Here is a 22,547-nt window from a genome sequence, read left to right as displayed (position 1 = left end):
ACATAGCTGTCGAGCAGGCTGATATAGCCGAGTACCTTGTACTCCCAGAAACCATCGTATCACTGCATCCCGGCCAGGCGGGTCCACCGTATCGCGCGATGTGGAGAACGATAGTAATTTTGAATGATTACCTGCCAATGCCCATCGAGTAAATGCTTCTGCGTAAAGCAGCTGTGCACGAATTCGCTGTCTGACGTATCTCGGGGGACCGGCTGGAACGTGGGGAAATACAGCCGATGGAATCGCTTCGTGTCAGCAATCTCTACGTGCATGTTCACGATCGACACCGGGTGGGCAATCAAGATTGAAAGCAGGCAGGCAATTTCCATTGCCTTGTTCCGCGCATCATCCAGCGTGAGGGCGCCACCTGTCTGCGTGAGCGCGAACTCGATGTGTTCGTGAATCACGTGATCTTCACCACTTGATGTAACATCGCCCTCGTATTCTGTGGTCAGGTTGAATTCCCGCCGACCCTCCATGAACATCACAGATATTTGCTGTGGCAAATCGGTCCAAGTCAGCTCTTCGCCGACGTTTCCCTTGATGCGGCGCCACTGCAGAAACCATTCGGATATGTCGCAGTAGCGGATGCTCACGCTCTGGAACTGGGGATCAGAGACCTTCCCGGCTATTAGGTAGTCGGCATAGATCGTAAGGCCGTACGCTTTGCACCCGTGAAGGGTATATGTTTTCCCGTTGTCCGCTATTGCGTGCACCACGCCAAGTGAATACGCGGTATCCGAATGAGGAATCGGACTCGTAAGCGGCAATTGACCGCTTACTTGCCGACCACCTCCAAACGACAACTTCCCCTCGCCTAAGCTGCCCAGTTCATCGTGATGAAACTCCACCGCGTGTTTGTGTTCTTCAGTGAACATCACGTGCTCTCCACTCTGTTTTAATACACCAAGGTACGCATCCGGCTTCGCGGCGTCAGGAATCAGGAAGCCTGCGCAGCTAAAGAGAGGAGGATGTAAGGCCACCCATTTCCGACTCGCCCTGAAAGCGATGAGTGCCCACATCGGACCACTGCGGAACGAATCTACCGCTGTCCGCCACTCAGCAACACTTCCAGCCGACTCGCCTCCGGCACGCCAAGGCTAATCATCTCTGCCACGATGCTCTCAATATCAGCATGAACTGCAGCATTGCCCGCGAAAGACTGGGCGTCCACGGCATAGATCCGCTCTGCAATCTGGCACCATCGTTTGCCGAAACCATGATCGTTCCAGAACGACCGGGAATCAGGATATGCACCAAGCCAAACTTTGGCCGCGCGAACAAGTAACCCGAGTTGGTCCGTTCGCGGCGAAACTCCCAGCAGATTCAGCAGTACAAGCGCAACAAACGGCGAGGGCGCAGACTGAACTAGCAGATCAAGTACCGGGAAATATGAAGCGACGCGATCGATACCCTTCTCATGGAGATAGCATTTTGTGCTCTGAACGAAGTGGTGATCGTTACAGAATAACGTGGCAATTGCCGGTCCGATATGGATCTCAATGGAAGCATCCATCTTTCCGCTCAGGCGCCTCCATCCACTACTTGCCATCATCCGATCTGCAAGCGCCGACCGGACACCTACAGCGACAGACTCCTGCAAATCGTCGCCACCGAAATAAACTGCGTCAAGGCTGCGCAGGAAGTCTGCAAGAACGTCGAAAAAATTTCTGTCTGGCAGACCTGTAATCGGCTTGACGATCAGATCATCCGCCTCGGCGAACGTCAATCCGACTACACATCGCGCGACCAGGTCGAAGAACACATTGTTCCAATCCGAAGGTTCATTCTCTGCTTCTTCGCCGCCATCCAGCTCGCCGCCATTAGCTTGAATCGTCCATGGCATATAGGCCCTGGCGATATCGCGCAGCCACCGATGTGAATTGGCATTGCCGATCCCGCGCACCTGCCGTAGCCAGAGCGCAGCTGCCTGATGATTCACGTGCTCTTCGTGCGAAATTTCATCCCTATCAGGTACCGCTTCATCGTCATCTTCTTCAAGATGTTCATCGCGCAATCGAATTCCGTACCTCGGACGCACCCGTTCGGGCGGAAAGGTAGGCCAGGCCGGTTCAGATTCAACTCCGGCCAGCCACTTCATTTCCGCGTCAACGGTGCTCTTGGCTGCTGCGTTGCGTCGCGCAGCAAGCGCAGCAATTTCTTCGTCAGACAGGTCCCAGCGGCGGTCGGGCACAACGCATGAATGGAGCGCGCATCGCAGCAGTGCGCGCAACAATCTTTCGTCAACCGACTCCAGTACCGTCACCGCCGCGCCCAACCCGTGAGCGGCGGCATGACGCGGGCAGGCAGCGACCTCCAGCAACGCACGGACATGATCCGGCGAATTGCTGTGCCGCAGCGCATGTATCAATCCGACGTAGGCTATGGCAATCGGATTGAAACGAAGGCCGCTCCGGATCTGAAGCACAGGGTCGTCATCGCCGGACTTGAACGCCTGTTCGAGCTGATCGCGTGCCCACGCGCCATACTCGGCCCGCAAACTGTCGTCCCCGTCGCGCATGACCATCATGGCTGCAACAAGTACCGCCTCCTGTCGCGCACGATGCGAGGCATCTTCGCTATCGTCTCCCGTTTGCTCTGATGCCTTCGGAACCACACGGCTCGCCCAAGCGACCGCAGTCAATCGCTGCTCCAGCGAGAGGCGCGAGGGATTGTCGATTGCCATGCTGATCGCGGTCTGCATGGCGAAGTCCGAGGACTCCTCCTCCGCAGCACCTCTCAACACCGCCAGGTGGCGCTGCTCTGCGTCCGGTGATACATACTGGCGTCCTCTCACCGTGGAGCCATCTGCTAGCGTCACCTCGCCTTCGTGCCAGTTAGATGGATCGGCAAGGTTCAGCGCATGCAGAACCATGAACTCCGGATCACCGAGGTTGGCTTGAGGGCCAGCGGGTCCAAGCCGCTGCGCCGCCCCCCGCAATAGCAACGTCAGTTTGGTCAATTGATCGGGTATGACCGTCAGAGCGTAATTCCCGATCAGACTGTCGAGACTGTTGCGCCTCGAGACCTTCTGCTGGAGTTCGGCCGCACTTGCCCTGCCGCGCGGCTCGGCGCCAGGCCCGCCCATGGCAAGAAAATCCGACGTCCCGATCTGGTCATGCACCAGTCGCGTGTTATCAAGGCACAACAACTCCGGGCATGAGAGAAACGCTGCGGCTACCCCGGCGGATTTCGGCCAGTGCGAAATTATGAGATCCGTTGCGACAAGCAGGTAGGCGGCACACGACCCCGGGGGGCCCAGCACGTCTGTAAGGACGGACTCGAAAGGCTCGCCAGCGTCAAGGCGAAGATGCGCCCAGGCTTCGAGCGCCATCAGCGCTGAGGTCACGCAATTGGAGCGGCCGTTCCGCGACCACAGGTAGCTCTGTGTCCACGGAAAGGTTCGTAGACCATCGGGAAGCGCAATGTTGATCACGTCTGTACCTGCGTCACGGCCCCTGCTTCCATGCGCCACTGCGTGGCTCACCAGATTGCGGACGAGCATAAGACCGTCTTGCGGTGAGTTCACCAGCAGTTCGAGAAACGGGCCTTGCGCAGGGGAAGCGGGCAAAAATTCGTGGTCGAGAAACGTAAACGGCTCTTCGCGTTCGCGACCCGAGTAACGATCACGGCGTCGCTGTTTGCTGATCAACGCCTGCGCGGTCAGTTTGGCCAAATCGGTTGGCGCGGCTTGCGCCAGAGAGCCATGGATCTTCAGGATGCTTCGCACAAGCCTTTCGTTATGTTCGGTCTGCGCCACCGCCTGCAGGTATTCGGCCGCGAGTTCCGGCGTTGTCCGTGCGAACATGACGAATCCCATGCGCAAATCGTCCGGCAGGGACTGCGCCTGCCATGGTTCAAATTGCCCACCGGATATGGAGCCAGCATCTGGGTTGGTCGGAGTGTTCAGCGGCTCCATCTGCCTGAGCCAGACATAGAGCTGTCGCGTGATTAGCGGCGTAATAGCCGTCGCACCAAGTGTACCGGCAGAGAAGCCTGTGTACAGGTCCACAACCTCGGGGATAGCTTCGCCGGGAATCGCATTGCCCACGCTCAGAAGCCATAGGACCAGATTAACCCACACGCGCCCGTGCGGTACGTTGAGGCCGGCCGGGATGAGAGCAGGATCGATACCAGCGGCAGCAAACACTTTTGACGCTGGAACGACTTCGACGGCCAGGACCGTTCGGACAAGCTCACGAAGTAGCCGGGCGTGATCGCCAAGCAACACTGTTTGAGCCCGCAGCAGTATCGCGCCGGCGGCTTCTGAACGCACGAGCGCGAGGAGCACTGCGCGCCGCCATGATTTGTGGGCGGATCCACGACTCAAGCGTTCAAGAAGAGCATGCCACGCAGTGCCATCCGTGTCCCGCTCAATCGCCATTCTGGCAGCGAGTTCGACTCCCCGTGCGAGCGTCGCTGATGCAGGCCGCTCGAGGTTCAATGTGTCGATTAGCGAAATATCCGCCTGGAGTGCATTTGCAATCGCCCATTCGCATAGCACGTCGTGACGGAAGGCTACCTGGTCGGCTCCGAGATTGCGCAGGGTACCACTATCGACCAATGCATCGATTGGCGAAGCGGCTAACGAACGGACATCAAGAGCATCGCGGTGTGATAAAGCCTGCCGGGCCATGTCATGGAGTAGCCGCGAACGGTCACGCCAACCACTGTCTCGCTTGCCATCTGCGGTGCTCCACCACTGCTCGGCCATGTCGATCTCGGTACGAGGCAGCGGTTCCGTCAAAGGCCGACTTGCGAGCCGCGCGAGCCGGAACAGGTTTCTGGTGACCTGTCGCGCGGGGTGATTGTCACTGAGGAGCGGAGCAAGCGCTGGTTCGCTGGCTGTGAGTTGCCCGATTTCGGCTTTGCTCAACTCGTCGATTGCCACCGGCTCAGCCCGCGTCAGTTGATCCAGAGCATCACTGGGTAGCCAGCTCGGCTCGTCGATGCCGAAATCGGGTCTTGCGGTTGCGAGAACCGCCACGCCTGGAACCCGTGCGGCTTCCCGGATGATATCGATGACCGTGCGACGTTCTTCTTCGTTGAAGGAATCGAGATTATCCAGGAAAACAACAACGCCCCCATCGTTTGCCAGTTCGACCAGCAAATCGCGAAGTGTGCCCTCAAAGTCAAGCTGTGCGCGCATCGCGGACCAGCCTCGCGGGACACATCGCCCCGGGCTGAGAACCATAATCTGCGCCTCATTCTGCAGCGACTCTGCAATCTGACGTAGAACACCTGACTTGCCGACGCCTGCGTCTCCGCGAATCTCCACATAGTGTCCACGGTCAAACGCCTCGTGCACCGCCGCAACCCGTTCATGCCTTGTTAGCACTACCTTGCCGACCTTGTTGCCAATGTCCGCAAGAGCCAGGCGTGCATCTTCCGCAAGGGCGACGCGGGCCTTTGCATGCCGACGGTCTCCGACAAATCGGAACCCGAGTGGCACTAACGATTCCAGCAGGGTACCCCTGGTTCTATCTCCACCGTTCTTGCCCACGTTGATGGCCAATTCGATGAGGTTGCCCCATAGAGCATCGGCGCGCGCTGCATCGTCTGCGTGCAACGTACGGACTACACGCTCGCGCGCCAGCTCCTCGGACACAGAACCTGGTGCCGCAAAGTCGAAAGTGAGAATTTGAAGGCGGCGCAAAAGCTGCCAGATTGTGACGTCATCATACGGCGCCCCTTCATCCTTCAAATGACTCTGGAACGTCTTGACGAGCGTGCGCATGTCATCGTTTGCGGCGCCTGCGAGTTTGATCTGCGCAGCGAATGTGTGTCCGTCACCTGTCTGCCGCGCGAGTGCAAGCACATCCTGATAAGGGCCATCGATCTTGCGTGATCCCCTACACGTCGCTATGGCCATCTCGACGCGCTGAGACCAAAAGGCCGGCCGGCGCGAAGTCTCGACGATTTGCGCAACGACCTTCCGGAATACGGCGTCGCTGGCAGCGAACGTAATTGTGCGCTTGACCTGAATTTCGAGCGTTGCTGCGCTCCCGGAGGCATCGAGTGCATGGATGATGACATCGTCGAGCGGAAAACCGGCATTGGCTTGCTGCAACGCGACGCGCTCAGTCGTGGTGCCGGGCAGACCCCGTGGCGGCGCGCCGCTGAGCATCGCAAGGAGGTAGAACGCCGCCACCTGACCTTCGAAGTGGGCACCGGCAGGCCCGCTGGAAGCCGTGCTGACTCCTGATACACCCCCTGAGAATGCGGATGAGTCGTCGGTCGATTTTGGGTCACCCATTTCTTATGCCCCGCATTTGTTTCACGTTGCCGGTTTCGCCAAAAGTCTGACTTAGCAGTGGTGCTAGCCATTGCTTTCCCTTGGGGTGGATAATGGCCGCACTACGCCATACAGTCGTTCGGATGTACCATCGCGACCGATAAATTATGAGGCTATCGTTCGGCAGCTGAAGCAATTTCGGCGCGTAAATGTTCGGCGATATGTTGGCCAACACCCGGCACTCGCAGGTGCACCCCGATCTCTCCCAAGTTGCTGCTATGAGTTTGGTCTGCCGAAAGCCAGTTTAATGACGTGATCACGGCGTTATCATCATCCCACACGAGTAGTTTTGCGTGAACTCTCGGCGAATGGACAGGCTTCAAGGACACACCCAACGAAGTCGCTTCCTGTGTCAACCGTCGCTCGTCAGAGCCTCGAACAGGTGCGGTCCTGCGGCAATAAAAAACCTCGACCGAAAGCTGTGCACTTTCGGCCGCGGCGCGCTGCAGAGGCGCTAGGATGCCAGGGCCTGCTGCTACGCCCAAACGATGGCTTGCGAGAATAATGAACTTCTTCGCGTCATCCCTAGCACGCAAAACTAACTCGTTGTGCTGTGCGCCTGCAATGATGCTGCCTTCTCCGGTCGGCGTAGCGGTCTGAGCCGATTGCAAGCGTTGCGAAATGAGCACGAAATCTCCAGCCAATTCCGACCAGAGTCCGTCGTGCATGCAAACCAGACGCCCAAAGCAGCGCACCACTTCGTCCACGATCTTGGGATCGCGCAAGACCACCGATGCCTCATAAGACGCGAATCCGCTTGTGAGCCAGTTGCAGGACCCCACGACGGCAACATATTCACCTGAGGGACCCGCGTCGGCCAAAAGCAGCTTGGAATGCGAGCCCGTGGAAGACGACTGGAAGGTTAAGCGCTCCGCCAAGGCCTGAATTTGAAGGTTTTTGCGCAACTCGGCAATCGCACTCCTGGTCGAGGCGAGGTCATCCGGATCTTCGTTCTGCCCCCAGAATATGCGGATATGAACGCCTCTTTCGACTGCCTTGTTGATCGCCGGAAGCAGATCCAGCACACGCGAGGCGCTTATGAAGGTTGAATGGATAAATACGTGAGTTTTTGCCGTTTCGAGCAAGCGAAGCAGAGCCTCCTGATGCGCTTTACCGCCCAACACCAGATCCTGAAGTTTGAAGTCGATGCTGTGCACTGCGGCTTTTGGCGGCTGCATCCGTTCAAGCTCGTACGCATAGTTCGGTTCGAATGTGAAATCCGATTTGCTGTCTGCTTCTTCGGCGGTGGCCAGCACGACTTGACGTAGCTTGTCCAACGATCGCGTCTCCGGCAAGCCAGAGACAATACGGCCTCCGCGGACCACTACTGTGACCCAACGCCGATAGATGCCTCCTGGTTGGCCGCTGACGAAGGTCTCATCGGGATCCAAAAGAACCTGAAGCGCTTCATTGACTTCCACTTGACTGTGCCAGGACAGTGGCTTCACCCAGACACTTGATTGCCCTTCCAAAGACTTACGAATTTCTTGTTCCGACTGCGTCATCAAATCCTTATTTCTAAAGATTTCCCCGCAAACCATATCAAGGACGTAATTGGTGGGACGTTTCTGAAGATCCGGGAGTTTAGGTAGTTCCGAGTGGGAAACGGCGACTTTTCCGATCTCGGTTGCTCGGAAATTGACTTCAACCGCGACGCTCAATTCGACCCAGCCGGCACGCATCAATCGAACGAGTGCTTCAATCACGACTCGGCGTGGCAGTCCGCCGTGCTCCGCGAGTCCATTGGTAGACCATTCGCGTTTGACTAATGCATCAAGTAGCAAGTGCTCCACTATGCTCCAATGACGCCCCTTGTCTACCACGAATGATATCTTTCCTTTGAGAACCGGAAGAAAGACCTTGGTCGACTTCATTACTTGACTCCCAACGCGTCTGCAGAAATAACTGAGATTCCTTCTCGTTGCCTTCTACCGTCGAAGAATTCCAACACACGGTCAATAAATCCGATATCTTCTTTGCCATCCTGGGCATTGCGAGCGATGCTTCCTAGGAAGTCGAGACTACCGATAATAACCATGCGATAGCGGGCCCTGCTCAGTAACACGTTCATTCTTCGCTCGTCTGCGAGAAAGCCGAGCGCGGCCCGAATTCCTCCGAATCCGTTGTTCCGCACCAGCGAAACGATCACGAAGTCGGCCTCACTGCCTTGAAAGGAGTCGACCGTGTTGCAGTAACTCTTGTGTCCAGGTGGCAAGTTGAATTTCGATAGAGGTGAGCGCGCGATACCCTGTTCCAAGGTATCCGCCAAAGCTCGCACCTGACGGCTGTACGGTGAAAGCACGGCAAGCGTCGGCAATGGGTCAGACCGGGGTTCCGAGAGTTCGAGGATCTTTTTGCTGACACGCAACTCAAGGTCATTTTTGAAACGGGGGAGTGCTTCCCCTTTCCTCATATGCCTCGTGTCCTGCACCCACGGGGTATCAATCCAAATAATTGGCGTCTCCGGTAGCGCATGCAACGCACCCCATCCGATTGTGTTGGGATGCAGCCTAAATCGATTGGCAGTGGCTTCGTCGGTGAGAAGTTTGTCGTCATAGAAAGCGTGGGACACAACCTCCGCAATGTCGGGATGCATGCGGTGCTGGTTAGTGAGTGCGGCGGCGATAGGTCGGCCTTTGGGATTCTTCTCTAGCCTGACGTATTCCTTCTGAACGTTTGAGCTGAATAACGAGAAAAGGCTAGCGGAATCCTCGCACAGTTTCACCAGTTCGTTATGGCCAGTCTCACCTCCTTCCGCTCTGAGCTCGTTAAAGACCTCATCGACGATGCTGCCGCGCAATGCGAGCCCTACCATTGGGTCTACCAATTCGAGCGCCCGCTTAACCGCTAAAGGTCTATTCAGGAGCGATAGTGTGCGCTCTTCACCAAACGGGGGGAGCTGCTTATGGTCCCCGATCATCAAGCGGCGTGGCGAGAGGATCATGGGTGCAATCAACTCACCACCGGTTGCCTTGCCCGCTTCTTCCACGACAGTCCAGTCGAATTGAGAACGGTCATCAATCAGCGTTTGGATGTCACCTGAGTTTGCGGTTGCGAAAAGTAAATTCGCCGACTGGAGCATCAGGTTCTCCAACGCGCGCCGGGCATTCGGTGGTGCTGCTTGCGATCCGGCGGTGCCGTCGAGTTCGAAAGTCGTGCAAAGGGCATCGACCTTCGTTTTCAGAACTGGAGACGCCTCACGGCATAGTCTGCTGCCACGGAGGTGGGTAAGAAGTTGCTTCGCTTGATTGGTAACGTGATATTTGCTTTGAGCGTCTTTACGATCGGGGGTTGCGCACCGGATTACAACGGAGTCTTCAAGCACATCCGCTCCCAAGGCGTTGACGATCTCGTGAAGAAGGTGGTCGACCGCATGGTTGCTCTGCGCCGATAACAGCATGCGAGTGGTCTTATCCGACGCCAGTCTCTGCCGGACAAGTTCGCGGATTAACCGCGTTTTACCAACACCTGGCGGCCCTTGCAGCATAAAAAGGGGCAACGTCTCCACGATCTTGGCGAGCGCGGCCTGTTTAGATGTGTCGAGATCCTCGTAGCCAGCGTCCTTGATCGGTGTTTCGTTGCTATCGAGCACCCTTCGACGAGGGTCGATAAGCATCCGAGTCAACTCTCTATGTTCACTTAACGCGGCCAAACTCTTGATTCGTCGCTCAAGTTGGGAATCTCTCCCCGCCGAGTCGCTTGGGATAAGAAATAGATTTTCGTTCAGCGCAGGAAGACTATCACCCGAAAAAATGTATTGAGGGGCACCATTTTGCGCGCCTTCTTCACGCAAGAATTGCCATTCGCTCGGTCGCGTATTGCGCTCTCCGATTGTGGGACTTGGGCTCAACCACCAGTTTGTTTGTCTATCATCCGCGGACCTATCGCCCATCAGCATTTCGCGCAAGCGCGTCGCCGGCGGATCCCTTAACTCAAGCGCGTCGGAAAGTCGAGTCTTATCTTCATCGGCGCGAGCTTCAACTTGAATCCTATACCGACCTTCATCGTTGTCGATTTCTGTATGATTTATCAGCTTAACTGGAAACACATCACTCGCGGCGAACGCGTAATCTACCATCTGCGCTAATGCCAAAGCCTTGTACAGCCGCGATTCCCGTCTATCGTTTTCTCGGATAGGTTTAAGTTGAGCTCGCAGAGTCTTCCAGGACGTTCCGCGAGGACGGCTTCGGAACATTGTTGAACTCTTGGAAAGCGCAGTTAGCTGAATGGCGTTTCCGACAACGGACAGCGAATTAACTGGGTTGGCACTGGAGTTTCTCGTTATACCCACAGAAGCACAGTAGGCGACTTCCCAGTCGGACGGAATCAAGTCGCGGGTTCTTTTAAAGTCTTCCAAGTAATAGGTTAACAATTCCCCCCGAATGGCCAGCCGGTCTTCGGACAACAAAAGAATCGTCGGATTAGCCAAATCACTCTCGACGAATTGATGCTGAGCGTTTTCGTCGTCGGCTTCTATTTCGTAATCCGACGCTTCACGGATTGCATCCACAACGGCAGAATTCCTAACCAAAGGAAGAACAAGATGATAAACCAGGTCTTCTTTCTGAATAGCCGCCTGCAGCGAAAGTAGAATTTTTTCGATACCGGTAATGACCGTGTTACCGTCCAAGCGTTCGCATGGCAAAATTTGCATGAGTTGTCGAATCAGCCTTGCTTCTGCGGCGGTTAAATTTTCAGCAACTTCATGACTTGCGATAGAAATATTCGCGAGACGTTTTGGATTGATCCCAAAGAGCTGGACTGCCAGCTCCCCGAGGCCGTACCAGTCACGAATAAATGAATAGAGATTGCTCTCCGCGCTACGCGTGAGATGCTTTGCCGACGAGTCCATGCCCACGATACGCATGGACCACTCAAACCCGGTCAGTTGAAAGTCAGGCTCAATGGAGTCCGCCGTCAGTACCGCCCAAGTGTTCAAATTTCTGTGCAATAACCCTTGTAAATGCAGCAGGTCCAAGGCCTTGGCCAAGCGCAGCAAGTTTCCCCATAGTAGATGTCGGCCATTGACGTTGTTTCGAATAGCATGCCTGAGGCTGCCGTTTCTTGCTAGCAGGGTCGCGAGGGGTTCGCGCTGTTCGGAGCGAATGGCCAAATGGTAGCCCTGCTCATCAACATGTGAGTCCTCCAACTCGGCGATGATGTCACCGACTCCTCTTGTTCCAAGTATGCGGTTGAGTTGGCGAATCTCGTGATGCCAGATTTCGCGAAGGTCCGAGTCTTCCGCACCGGCGATCCGAGGCCAGGTTTTGATGAGCAGCCGAGTGCCCTGTGCGTCGGTGCCTGCACGCAACGCGGGGGTTCCCCGTGCTCTGTCAGCCGTCTTCAATTGCTTACTTGCGAGGTTAAATCGGCCCAAAAATCCTTTATTGGCTTTCGGCTTCAACGTTAACTTCGAGCACATCCTCGGTCTCTCCAAGTCTTGATTTTCAGCATCTATACGAGACAATCGTTAGATCCATTCCTCTGGACCGCCTTGACCCGGCCGCCGAAGGCCGTACGCATGGGCGTGGGGCCGAGCGGCAGAGAGCGCGATGCTCACGCAACAACAGAACCAGTTGTTCCAACGATTTTAGCAATTCCGCTTATACGGACGTGTACGGTCAAGTTCAAATGTCCTCGATTGCGAGCGCGGTCGGAACGGTAGATCTCGCATGTTTGAGGAGCTCGAGTGCTTGCCTTCAATCGAAAGGCTGCGGCGCTTTTCCTATCGAGTTTTGTCAGTCACAGCAATCCGGCCGGGTCGCAACATCACGAGTCGCACGAGCCAGCGCCTCGACCACCGCCCGCACCGTTAGCTGCGCGATTTGCGCTGCGTGCGTGTCGAGTTCGCTTCGCTCCTGGATGTGCTTGGCAGGATGGATCAGATTGCGCGTACCGCGAAGGCCCTGAGCGTACCTTTCGATGCCGTTGCCGAGCAGGCCGAATTCGGCGGCGACGTCGATCAACTTCTCGGCTGACCATTTCCCAAGGGGCGGGACTATGCCAGTCTGCGGGTGCTTGGGCGCTCGCCTTGCCGACCTTGCCCTCGCCTCGTCACGGGACAACCAGTCGCCGAGGAGGAGTTCGAGCATTGAGCCGTACAGCACGGCTGACGCGAGCCACGCACATGCACGCATGCAGCGCTGCGCCTCCTCCCAGCGAAAGGCCAAATTCTCGGCGGCTAGCGACTCGAGCCCGAGCTCGTGAAACGGCAGGCCTTCCACGTGATCGCGCGACAGAAGAGTCGCCGGCGGACACAGACCGAGGCGCGGCACGACAGCGCGAGCGTACGCTTTGTCGCCCTCTCGCGTGCTGAAGAGAGCGCTTTCCCCCGGATTGTCCATGTCGGGGCCTCGCGCAACTAGGTCTGCGGCCAGAAGTGCGTCGACGGCCTGCTCCCGCAGCGCCGGGTTGATGTGGGCAAGATAGACGGCCAGAACGCGCTCGGGCAGTCGGAGCGTGCCGGTTAGCAATTCCGGTGGCTCGGCCGCTTCGCTGTGCAGGAGGGCGAGAATAAGGTCCTCGACGGTTGAACGGGCATCCCCCAAGGCGGGGTGCCGGCGTCCTAGCGCCTGCCAACGCTGCTCGCGTGCAATCTGGCCGATCTCTGTCGCATACCAATAGCCAATAGAGTTACAGTCGATCCACCTCAGCGACCGCATGCGGGCGAGCTCCTCCTCGAGTTCAGTCTGGGTGAAATCCCACGTCGCTTCATGTTGCCCGATAGCGTGCACGTGTACATGCGGGAGCTGAAGCGCGCCCGCAGTGAAAATCTCATGTTCAAAAAGTGCGTCGCGTAACGCCGTCGGCCCTGAATCCTGGCTCATGCTATTTCTTCCTGCTTTCGGCTACTTGAGGCTATGAAGCAAACAATCGGTGTTTTGCTCTATCGTGCCGTTGTCGCAAAGACAGGCCGCGATATTGCTGCAAGACTTCCGCGCCGTCGCGGGTTCACCGGCAAGTAACGAAATGCGGATCGCGCTGAGCTTCAAATTTCCTGTACTCACTGATGGTCTCCAACGTCTTCCGCGATCTTCAGTCTGGAATGTTGGGCTCTTTGCCCCAAACGGCGGACCCCGCTCGATGTGCCCTTGCTGAGCCTGCGCGGTGCGCGAACGTAGCGAAGTTTCCTCTCCGGCACATCGAGCCGAACGTCCAGGTGAGGGAGAACTGCATTCCAGTCGAATGGCTGATCAGCCTCTTCGCCCTCCGAAGCCTCCCATTGTTGCCCGAGCGCGTCGAGTTTGGCCCAATTTGATAGGGTGAAGTCATTGATCGAAAAATCAATGCGTCCAACGAGGAAATGGCGGAGCGCGACCATCGCGGACGTCTTTCCACTGTTGTTGGCGCCAACGAAGACGGTCGTGTTCTCCGCAAGATCGACCCTCACCTTCTGCAGCTTGCGGAAGTTCGCGATCTCGACGAAATTGATGTCCATGCTGTTTCCCCGTAGGTCTCTCTTCCCGCCGCGACCTGAGCCTTAAGATTCGAAATCGCCGGGCTGATTGATACACGGCAGCCAGCGGGATTCCATCGAATCCGCCGTCAGCAAGCTCACGGCATTCTGCTCACCCGCGATACTGGAGTGAAGTGCTGGCCCTGTGACGGAGTTGCCAGAGACCACGACCTCAGAATCAGGTCAACCGGCGCAGCCGCAAGCGTGCTCAAGGCGGATTATTGTAACCAAGAGTAACGGTGAGAGTCACTTTAGTTTTAGCCTCGGTGGCGAATCTTCACGTCGCCTCACGACACCTCATGATCGTTCTGACGAGTGTCCATTGAAGGCTGAAACGACGAGGGGATAATCAAAGCTGAACAAAAAGCAGGAGGATATGCGCCATGGATCAGGTAATGCGCATGAAGGATGTTGTAAAGAAAATTGGCCTCTGCCGCGCCACCATTTATGCAATGATCAGCCGTGGGGAGTTCCCGCGCCCCATACGCATCGGAGAACGTGCGACCGGCTGGCGCGAATCCGAACTGGAAGCGTGGCTCGCGAACCGCACAGCCGCGCGAGAGAGGTCGGCGTCAGCGCTACCATCGGGCCGCTGATTCTCCACTGGTACCATCACCGCACAGGCGCGGCCAGCATCGTACCCCGGCATCCCGTCGAACTGCACCGGCAGGCATAGCTGAGCTTGGCTTCTTCGTCCATCGGATCGTCGACGGCCAGTTGGTAATCCAGGAAGAGTTCCTCGCCGGGTGCAATTGCCGACGACGCATGAATGAAGACGCGGTCTTCGATCTCGACCGCCTCGCAGTTCGCGCTGCATGAGTGATTCAACCAGCGCGCGCTGTTTCCCCGACGCCCGCCGTCAATCACGCGTCCGTCAGACAGGCCGAAGTAATATGTGTGGCCCGAAGCACCGTTGTTCCGGTGCTGCCTGATGGCGGTCCTCCAGGTGATAACGTCGCCCTTATACTCCAGCAACCGTTCGCCGGCTTCGAGTGCCTGCAATGCAAACACCCCACGACCATGCACGGGCGACCGTCGAACAACCACACGTCGTTGGATGACTTTTCTTTCGTGCCTTTTCATGACCGAAGTATACGGCGACAAATTGTGATCTACGTGTACTTCTTGAAGTACTTCGCCATGTTCCATACCGCAATCACGATCATGACCGACACTGGCCAGAAAAGCAGCCAGACCGGTAGCCGTACTGGCGCAATGAGCCAGACGACCGCTGTCAACGGGATCAAGCCAAACGTCAGGAAGCGCTTCGCGTGATGGTAACGGGTCGCCGACTCGTGCCCGCCCTGCGCGCGCCTTACGTGTCGCGCGACCAGACCGTCGGCCACGGCAACTGCAATCGCGAGCACGAACTGCGGAACCGTCATCACGAGCATCGCGATGCGAACGCCGAAGAGCTTGACACCGTACATCGCCACCACGAGCGCCTCGCGCGTCGCCCCCGAAAACGCCGGCCGCAGGTAAGAGCCGAGACCATGTGACGGCAGGACGCCCGCCTCCCAAGCCCTCGCCGACGCATCAATACCGGTCCAGCCAAACCAGCCCCAGTACGCAGTGTCCGCCGCCCGCGCAGCCAGTTCGGGATCGGATGTCTCGTTCAGGTAATAGCGCAGGAGCTGCTGTATCCCGCTCACGGGATCGTCGCGACACAACAAGTGGGCCGCAGCGAGATCGGCCAGCACCGCGAGAACACTGGCGAGCAGCAGCCAGAGGACAACGTGGATCGCCAGATCGACGATCCAGAAGAAAGACTTGACGCCATCGGCATTGCCGTCCCGCGATTTCGCGACCATGCTCGCCTTTCTCGTCAGAACCCGGCGCTCTTGCCTTGCACGGCCCACGGGCCGGAGGTCGAGGCCACCGCCTCCTCATTCGCATCGAACGGCATGAAGCTGCCCACCGCGCCACCAATGGCATCGGGCGACACGCCGCCCGCATCGTCGAATGGCGAGACGGCCTGGACATACGACGCGTAGCGCGAGCGCATGTCTGCCACCATGTCGTCCAGACCCGGCAACATGATCGGATCATGCGCCTGAAGCAGCGGCAGCCGCACCTTCACAAGCTGGCCGCCATCGATGAGCGCGAAGGCCTGGCCCTTCGGCAACTGCGTCAGGTCAGACGCCTGCAGCATCGGTACCTGCCGCACCGAGATCTGGTCGTGCGTCTGCGCCGTAAAGTGCACGCCCTCGCCGCGCCGTACCGCGTCCGTCGCCGATGAGGCGAGCGTGAGCGATTTCACGTCGATCATCGGAAGCTGGTCGGTCAGGATCTTCGCGGTCGCCACATACTTCACGCGCAGCATCACGAGCGTATTGAAGTTGCCGAAGATCTGTTCGGCCTTCGCGCGCGAGCCGATCTTCGCTTCCAGGTCAGCGCTCGTCTGCGTGTAGGCCGTAACCTGATAACCGGCACCGCCCGCCTTGTTGACCATCGGCACGAACTCGTCGCCGACCAGTTCGTTGAACTCGTCCGCGTGGATCGAGACGCGGCGTCGGCCGCCGCCAGTGCTCTGCCCATAACCGTGCCCATACTTGTAAATGCGGCCTGCGGTCGACGTCAGATCGGCGAACATGGCGTTGCCGACCACACCGGCCACCTCGAAGTCCGACAAAGCATCGAGGCCGACATAGACAATCCCGCCGCGGTCCATCACCCGGTTCCAGTCGAACACAGGACGCGGATCATGAGGGTCGTTATAGTCGGGTGATAGTAGTTCCGATGTCCGGCCTGTGGTGAGCTTTTCCAGGAGCGGATACAGCGATGACACGAGCTTGTCGAAATACGAGCGCTCGTTGCTGATGACCGACAGCAGGCCGTTGGCGATCGGATCGGTCCAGCCCCGCCGCCGGATCAGATTCGCCACCTGCAGCACCTCCTGATTGCGCTGCAGCCGCATCGCCTGCTTCGCCTCTTCCTTGTCGAGCGGCTCCAGCCCGTCCTCCCAGCCGGGGTGATCGCGATTGAGCCAGAAACGGAAGTACCGTAACGCCAGCCCGTCGATATTCACGGCGTTCTGGTAGATCATCTCGTAGGTTGGACGGATGCCGAGCGCGCTCATGGCCCGCGCCATCACGTTTACGAAGCGCCAGACGAAGTCGCGAAACGCGGCCGACTGGCCCTCTTTCGGCAGGTTGCCGGCGATACGCGTCGCCACCTCGGTAATCCGCGAGTACGTGCCGATTGGACTGTAGCGCGCAGACTTGTCGGGATAGCCCAGGTGGAAGAACGTGAACTCCCCCTCCCGCCCGCAGCGCTTTGCCTCAGCATACATTCGCAGCAGCAGCTCGACGTCGCCCTTGGGATCGAACACGATCACGATGTCACCGCGGCGAATGTCCTGGGCAACCAGTACCTCACACAACCTTGTCTTACCCACGCGCGTGGTGCCGAGCACAGCCATGTGTCCGACGCGCTCGCCGAGATCGAACCAGATATCGCTCTCGTCCGGTTCGACGCCATGCAGTGCCGGATCGCCACCGACTTGCGGCAATGGCGCGACCGGATTCCACCATGCTCTGCAACGCGTCACACCCGCGATCGGGCTATCGGGATACCGACGCTCATGATCGCGCGCCCGGTCGTACAGGTCATTGCGGGCAAGCAGCCGGCGGTTTTCGGGAAAGCGGGCCTGATACAGGCGCTGCGTGTGCATGACGCTCCAGCGAAAGCCCCGCCCGAGAAATACCTCCTTGCTGGAGCACGGGATAGCGCCCGCAGGGATCACATACTGCGGTAGGCGTCGGAGATTGCGCTGGAAGCGGATCAGCCGCCATGCCTGTCGCACGCGGACGCAGGCCAGTGACAGCAGCGCAACGGTCGTGACGCCGCCCGTGGCGGGCGTGATGAGGAAGAGTGCGGGGTGGGACCAGAGGACGCCGGTCGCAGCAAGCGCAGCCACGGAGGACAGCAGTTCAACGGGCCTGCGAAAGAAGCTCTCGACCGGATACGCCATCGCCGTTGTCCCGATGCCCCCGATCACACCTCAGACGACTGAGGCAAATCCGCCTCTTCCGCTGCGGCCGCTTTCTGCTTCGACTGGATCATCGCGTTCGCCGGCGGCACGGGATTGAAGAACCGCTCCGGCTCGGGAACCAGCATGACGGATAGCTGCCGGCCGCCGGCGCCCTTGATGGTGTAGTGGAGCAGATAGGACCGGCCTGCGCCGCCGGCATCGGCTGTCACCGGATAGCCGGATTTCTGGAAATCGCGCTGGACTTGCTTCCACGGCTCCGGGGTCCGTCCATCTTCGGTGGGCGTCTGCTCGATCGCGTCGGGATGCGCCTGCGCGAAATCCCGGAAGATCGCCGGCGTCACAAGCAGCATGCCTTCCGGCACAAAATGCACACGGGCCATCGATTCGTTGTACGGCAACCCGCCCGTAGCAACTCCCTCCTGCACCCAGGCCATGAATCGTTCCGCATTCGGCCGCAGCTGCCGGGCACCCGCCCGAGCGGCAATGGATCGCGACGGAACCCGCCCCTTCTCGCGCGGGCGAACCGGCGCACTCACCTGATCCCGTATGGGTGCATCGTCGTTGCCCATGCCGTGCGCCACGACCGCTTCGTCATTGAGCACGGCAGCGCTCTCTGCGTCCGGCAGATACGCCGGCTCGCCGTCGTTCATGGACGAAGCACCGGCATCCGAAGCGGCCCGCTCCTGCGACGCAGGCGAGTCATCGTCCGCTTTATGCCGATCCCGCCGATCGGGTTCTTCGCGCGCGGTTAACGCCGCGGCGTCTGGCGCGTCGACGCTTTGATCTACCGCCTTCGTCACCGGGTCCCCGACTGGGGACGGCCGTTCCCGATCACGCTCTGCGCGCGCGGCCAATACACCGTCATCAGCGCGGTCGACACATTCAGCCGCCGGGGTCGGCTCGGCGCCCACTTCGATGGTCTGAACCGAGCCCGCAGGCAGAGCGCGGGGGTAGTGAGCAGATTCGGCGTAGAGCCGATCAAGCGGAAAACGCAGAACCGTGAAGGTTTGCTTCCATGCGCCTATCGCGACTGCGATCGTCCAGATGGCACCGCCTTCCGGCGTCGGCACAAGCGCACCGTATTCCTGCCAGGTGTCGAAGAGCCGGTTGTTATCCGACGGGATGCCCGCCGCCCCGCTACGCTGCTCTTCGTGTGAAGCGACGTAAGTGCGGACGGCCTCGGCCAGGGTTTTCGCCACGCACCAGAGCGATTCGCCGTCGCAATAGCCGGTGGCTCCCGCACGGTTGAGCGGCATACCGCCCTCGGCCAGAAGCCGTCGCAGCCCCTCCATCAGCCGCTCGATCAGCGGCACCGCGCGCGCCGAAGCGAACCGCGTACGGGGACCGGCCAGCAGGTTTTCCGCGACCGAGCGGCGATCCGCGTCACCCACGATCTTCGCGAGCGCGCTGTCTTTCGAGCTGGCCTCTCCGGACAGGAATGCAGCCAGTTCCTGCAGCACGGGCGGATACTGGGCCAGCCAGCTCAACGACGCCGGTGGCACGAGGCGCTGCAGCAGCACGATGGCGAGACGGGAATGGGCACCGTAATCGCGCTCTCCGCGCGCTGGGAAATCCACGCAATACCACGCGCCACCCTGCTCGTTCATGCTGCCGGCCATCGGCACCCAGGGACGGACGTCATGTCCGGTGGCCAGTTCGACCTTCAGGTCCGCGAGCGGCTTGCCGATGTCGTGCAGCAGCGCGCCGACCAGAACCCCATAACTGCACCGCGCCTGATGCTGCATCTGGTCTTCGGGACTCGCCCCGAGCGGCAGCCGGTACCCTTCACGGAAATGCAGCGCATAGCGCGCCACCTCGAGCAGATGGATCAGCAGGCCGCCCGGTTGCGCGTGATGATGCGACTCGGATGCGGGCAGGAGCTGCACGAATTCCGCCAGCCGCTGCAGCAACGGTTCGAAGTCGCGCTGCTCGCTCTCAGAGGACAGCCCGAGACTGCTGGCGATACGCCGGACTGTCCCCTCCACACCCGTTCGCTGAATCAGCTCACGGTATCCCAGTACCGGCAGATACTTTGGCGAAGGCGGCACGCTGTGCCTGGCAGGCGGCGCAGCCGGCGGCGCCGGTGGCGTCGCCTGCACCATCGACGATCGTGGCAACTTCAACCAGTTAAGGGCATTGACAAAAGCCATGTGGGGTTCCCGGCAGAACGGGAGAACGGGACTGACCTCGTCATGAGGCGCGCGACTCAACGCGTCGCATGGTTCAACCGTACGCACTGTCCCGCAGCGCCTGCCGCAAATCGCTGCACGAGAACGTGCCGCGCCGCGCAGTCATGCTGCCGGACAGATGGCCGCGATTACGCGCCGGCACCTGTCCTTTCCCGGGCTTCTGCGGCAAAGACCTATGCGTTTTTGTCCGTTGCTGCAGCTCCCCTTTTTTGCCCTTCGCCATTTGCGCGTTTGAGCGGGTGATGCGATGCATCCCAGCTTCACCCGCGGCCTTTGGATTGGGCCCTTCCCTTTGAGCCGTCCTTTGTTTCCCTTGCCTTTGCAGCCTTCTGCAGACGCCTTTGCGTTGCGCTGGACGGGTGGCCCCACGCCAAACGGGCCGATATGCGGTCCCCGAAAAAACCTGCTCGCCCAACTGCGCATCTGGGCAGGCATCCGGCCCAGTCGCGCACCTTCGCTACCTACAGTGAACCCGTCCGTCGGTCCTTCCCCCTGGGCCGACGCGCGCTGTTGGCCTGCCGGAGTGCTCCCCGCGCCCGGCAGGTCCTTTTTCCCTGATGGCTGGCGCGGCCAGGTCGTGATCACCGGATCACGGCCACGAACAGACGAGGTCAAGATGAAGCGTGCAGGGATCGTTCTTGCTAGCGCTGTGCTCTGCGGCTCGGCCGCTACTGCCCGGGCCGACTGCATCGCCGACGCCGCGCGGTTTCATCACGTGAACGCACGGCTCGTGCGCGCGATTGCCACCATCGAATCCGGACAGCACGCGAATGTCGTCCACCTGAACGCAGACGGCACGACCGACATCGGCCTCATGCAGATCAACAGCCGGTGGCTCGCTACGCTCTTGCGCTTCGGGATCTCGCGTGCGGACCTCCATGACCGCTGTACCAACGCCTATGTCGGCGCGTGGGTCCTGTCGCAGAACCTCCGCCATCTTGGCCTGACGTGGGATGCGGTGGGCGCCTATAACGCCGGCACACACGTGAAGCGCATTGCCTACGCGCGCCGCGTCTATCGCGCACTCAACGCGGCCCCGCCCCCGCCGTCCGCGCCGGCCACTCCGCTCGCGGTGCGGGACCCGGGGCTGATCGCGAAGCTGTTCCGGCCGATCACGTGGCACACGACATGGGGAGCTGGACGATGAGCCGGCTCACGTACGAATACGCGATCGAGGTACTGAACGACTACCTCGGCCCGCTTCAACCGATGCTCGCCGATCCGGACGTGCAGGAGATCATGATCAACCGCGCCGATGCGATCTTCGTCGAGCGCAACGGGACAGTAACGTACTTCCCCGGCTGCGACCTGGATCCGGACGCACTGGATCGCGCCATCACGATTCTCGCGAACGTGAATGCCAAGGAGCAGACGCCGCTGCTCGATGCCCGACTGCCGGGTCTGCGCATTGCCGCCGCCCGGCATCCTGTGGCCGTCCACGGCGACATGATGTCGATCCGCAAGCACACGCGCCGCCGCATCGGACTCGCCGACTACGAGCACAGCGGGGCATTCGACGTGCTGCCAGGTGCGAAGTCGCCCGCCGCGCGCCGCCGGAATGCCGCGCTACTGGGCCGTCTTGCATCGGGCGGCGCCGCGCTGCGCGAGTTCTTTGAATGGGTTATGCGCGAGCGGATCAACGTCGCATTCTCCGGTGGCACCTCATCTGGCAAGACCACGATGCTCAACGCGATGATCGATGCGATGCCGCAGGAGGACCGCGTTATCACGATCGAGGACACGGCCGAACTGCAGGTGCACGCGCCCAATCACGTCGCGTTCGAGACCAATCTCGGCATCACCATCCGCGACCTTGTGCGCTTTTCGCTGCGCGTGCGCCCTGACCGCATCATCGTCGGCGAGGTCCGTGGCGCCGAAGCGTTCGACCTGATGGAAGCACTCAACACCGGGCACCCCGGCTCGATCGTCTCGTTCCATGCCGACTCGTCCGACACCGCCCCCGCGCGGCTGGAGTCGCTCATCCGCATGAGCGACGAAGGGCGGCTCCTGTCGATTGACGACCTACGCCAGAAGATCGCCTCCACGTTCCGGTTCTTCGTGCATGCAGAACGCCAGGGCGCGGTGCGCGGCCCGGTCGAAATCCGCGAGGTGCTCCGTGCAGGGGACGGCCGCTATCAGACCCGGTGCCTCTTTTCCCGCTTCGCCTCCGACGAGGAGCTGGCCCATGCATGAATCACGTCAACAGGGCCGGTGGCTCCGTGCCGCCCGTCTCTTCATCACCGCGCTTCGCCACCGTTGTGCGGATCTGCGCGACGCGTGGCGAAACATTGTGACCCGTCATCACCGTGCACTGCGCCTGTTCTTCACGGGCTTCTGCCTCGCCTCAATTCCGACCATCGCGCACGCGGGCATCTGGAACGGCGGGCTATGCACCGTGTACCAGGACGTGCTCGATAACGAGCTGCTTGAGGTCGTGTCGCTCTCCGCACTGGTCGGCTCGATCGTGCTGTGGCTGCTCGACGATGGTCGCAGCAACATCAAGACGCATGTGCTGCGCGGCGTGCTCGGCACGCTCGCGATCCTGAACATGCCGCTGCTGTGGGCCCAGGTGTTCAACCACGGCGCTGCCTGCACGGGCACCATCTGACGAGG

The 22,547-nt window shown here is 59.6% G+C and carries 14 protein-coding genes; 4 read left to right on the top strand and 10 right to left on the bottom strand.

The genetic code is table 11. The features are described 5' to 3' along the window. Positions 1-59: 59 nt before the first annotated feature. From OKW35_RS25860 to OKW35_RS25835, 6 genes are all read right to left on the bottom strand, one after another. Positions 60-1,022, bottom strand: a complete 963-nt coding sequence (locus OKW35_RS25860; RefSeq protein WP_429553537.1) for a hypothetical protein — start codon at positions 1,020-1,022, stop codon at positions 60-62. Positions 1,023-1,042: 20 nt separating this feature from the next. Then, on the bottom strand, positions 1,043-6,151 hold the full coding sequence (locus OKW35_RS25855) for an ATP-binding protein (protein WP_429553536.1): 5,109 nt from the start codon (positions 6,149-6,151) through the stop codon (positions 1,043-1,045). Positions 6,152-6,408: 257 nt separating this feature from the next. Then, positions 6,409-8,169 (bottom strand): phospholipase D-like domain-containing protein, encoded by a 1,761-nt coding sequence (locus OKW35_RS25850; RefSeq protein WP_429553535.1) that lies wholly within the window; start codon positions 8,167-8,169, stop codon positions 6,409-6,411. Next, positions 8,169-11,699, bottom strand: coding sequence for an AAA domain-containing protein (locus tag OKW35_RS25845; RefSeq protein ID WP_429553534.1), 3,531 nt, complete (start codon positions 11,697-11,699; stop codon positions 8,169-8,171). Before OKW35_RS25845 ends, OKW35_RS25850 begins: the two co-directional genes overlap by 1 nt. Positions 11,700-12,033: 334 nt before the next feature. Further along, a complete protein-coding gene (locus tag OKW35_RS25840) occupies positions 12,034-13,122 on the bottom strand; it encodes a hypothetical protein (RefSeq protein WP_429553533.1) in 1,089 nt (362 codons plus the stop codon). 176 nt (positions 13,123-13,298) lie between these two features. Continuing rightward, entirely contained in the window at positions 13,299-13,733 is a 435-nt protein-coding gene (locus tag OKW35_RS25835) for an AAA family ATPase (protein WP_429553532.1), read from the bottom strand. 401 nt (positions 13,734-14,134) lie between these two features. On the opposite strand from OKW35_RS25835, the gene OKW35_RS25830 reads away from it, so the two are divergent. Continuing rightward, the gene (locus tag OKW35_RS25830; protein WP_027196483.1) at positions 14,135-14,347 is read left to right on the top strand and encodes a helix-turn-helix transcriptional regulator; all 213 of its coding nucleotides are present in this window, start codon (positions 14,135-14,137) and stop codon (positions 14,345-14,347) included. Positions 14,348-14,363: 16 nt separating this feature from the next. Here OKW35_RS25830 and OKW35_RS25825 read toward each other — a convergent pair whose 3' ends face one another. Genes OKW35_RS25825 through mobH form a run of 4 tightly spaced genes read right to left on the bottom strand, consistent with a single transcriptional unit; the run spans position 14,364 to position 19,895 of the window. Continuing rightward, complete coding sequence (locus OKW35_RS25825; RefSeq protein WP_034478773.1) at positions 14,364-14,834, bottom strand: SET domain-containing protein; 471 nt, start codon at positions 14,832-14,834, stop codon at positions 14,364-14,366. A 29-nt stretch (positions 14,835-14,863) separates the two neighbouring features. Further along, the gene (locus OKW35_RS25820; RefSeq protein ID WP_429553531.1) at positions 14,864-15,562 is read right to left on the bottom strand and encodes a DUF4400 domain-containing protein; all 699 of its coding nucleotides are present in this window, start codon (positions 15,560-15,562) and stop codon (positions 14,864-14,866) included. A 14-nt stretch (positions 15,563-15,576) separates the two neighbouring features. Next, entirely contained in the window at positions 15,577-17,724 is a 2,148-nt protein-coding gene (traD, locus tag OKW35_RS25815; protein ID WP_429553530.1) for a type IV conjugative transfer system coupling protein TraD, read from the bottom strand. Positions 17,725-17,747: 23 nt separating this feature from the next. Beyond that, complete coding sequence (mobH, locus tag OKW35_RS25810; RefSeq protein WP_429553529.1) at positions 17,748-19,895, bottom strand: MobH family relaxase; 2,148 nt, start codon at positions 19,893-19,895, stop codon at positions 17,748-17,750. 655 nt (positions 19,896-20,550) lie between these two features. Between mobH and OKW35_RS25805 the strand changes: the two genes are divergently transcribed. The 3 genes from OKW35_RS25805 to OKW35_RS25795 are packed head-to-tail and all read left to right on the top strand — an operon-like array spanning position 20,551 to position 22,542. Next, positions 20,551-21,081, top strand: coding sequence for a lytic transglycosylase domain-containing protein (locus tag OKW35_RS25805; RefSeq protein WP_429553528.1), 531 nt, complete (start codon positions 20,551-20,553; stop codon positions 21,079-21,081). Next, positions 21,078-22,127 (top strand): CpaF family protein, encoded by a 1,050-nt coding sequence (locus tag OKW35_RS25800; protein WP_429553527.1) that lies wholly within the window; start codon positions 21,078-21,080, stop codon positions 22,125-22,127. Before OKW35_RS25805 ends, OKW35_RS25800 begins: the two co-directional genes overlap by 4 nt. Beyond that, a complete protein-coding gene (locus OKW35_RS25795) occupies positions 22,120-22,542 on the top strand; it encodes a hypothetical protein (RefSeq protein ID WP_429553526.1) in 423 nt (140 codons plus the stop codon). The genes OKW35_RS25800 and OKW35_RS25795 overlap by 8 nt, the downstream gene beginning before the upstream one ends. Positions 22,543-22,547 lie beyond the last annotated feature (5 nt).

Source organism: Paraburkholderia sp. MM5477-R1 (genome assembly GCF_050436385.1).
In the GTDB taxonomy this organism is placed as follows: Bacteria; Pseudomonadota; Gammaproteobacteria; order Burkholderiales; family Burkholderiaceae; genus Paraburkholderia; species Paraburkholderia tuberum.
The sequence above is the reverse complement of the archived record's forward strand: the minus strand, read 5'-3'. Positions and strand labels throughout refer to the sequence as shown.

What these genes read in the sequence shown, in the direction of transcription:
- OKW35_RS25860 (WP_429553537.1), bottom strand. Translation starts at nt 1,022, where the DNA reads ATGTGGGCACTCATCGCTTTCAGGGCGAGTCGGAAATGGGTGGCCTTA.
- OKW35_RS25850 (WP_429553535.1), bottom strand. Translation starts at nt 8,169, where the DNA reads ATGAAGTCGACCAAGGTCTTTCTTCCGGTTCTCAAAGGAAAGATATCA.
- OKW35_RS25840 (WP_429553533.1), bottom strand. Translation starts at nt 13,122, where the DNA reads ATGAGCCAGGATTCAGGGCCGACGGCGTTACGCGACGCACTTTTTGAA.
- OKW35_RS25835 (WP_429553532.1), bottom strand. Translation starts at nt 13,733, where the DNA reads ATGGACATCAATTTCGTCGAGATCGCGAACTTCCGCAAGCTGCAGAAG.
- OKW35_RS25830 (WP_027196483.1), top strand. Translation starts at nt 14,135, where the DNA reads ATGGATCAGGTAATGCGCATGAAGGATGTTGTAAAGAAAATTGGCCTC.
- OKW35_RS25825 (WP_034478773.1), bottom strand. Translation starts at nt 14,834, where the DNA reads ATGAAAAGGCACGAAAGAAAAGTCATCCAACGACGTGTGGTTGTTCGA.
- OKW35_RS25820 (WP_429553531.1), bottom strand. Translation starts at nt 15,562, where the DNA reads ATGGTCGCGAAATCGCGGGACGGCAATGCCGATGGCGTCAAGTCTTTC.
- traD (WP_429553530.1), bottom strand. Translation starts at nt 17,724, where the DNA reads ATGGCGTATCCGGTCGAGAGCTTCTTTCGCAGGCCCGTTGAACTGCTG.
- mobH (WP_429553529.1), bottom strand. Translation starts at nt 19,895, where the DNA reads ATGGCTTTTGTCAATGCCCTTAACTGGTTGAAGTTGCCACGATCGTCG.
- OKW35_RS25805 (WP_429553528.1), top strand. Translation starts at nt 20,551, where the DNA reads ATGAAGCGTGCAGGGATCGTTCTTGCTAGCGCTGTGCTCTGCGGCTCG.
- OKW35_RS25800 (WP_429553527.1), top strand. Translation starts at nt 21,078, where the DNA reads ATGAGCCGGCTCACGTACGAATACGCGATCGAGGTACTGAACGACTAC.
- OKW35_RS25795 (WP_429553526.1), top strand. Translation starts at nt 22,120, where the DNA reads ATGCATGAATCACGTCAACAGGGCCGGTGGCTCCGTGCCGCCCGTCTC.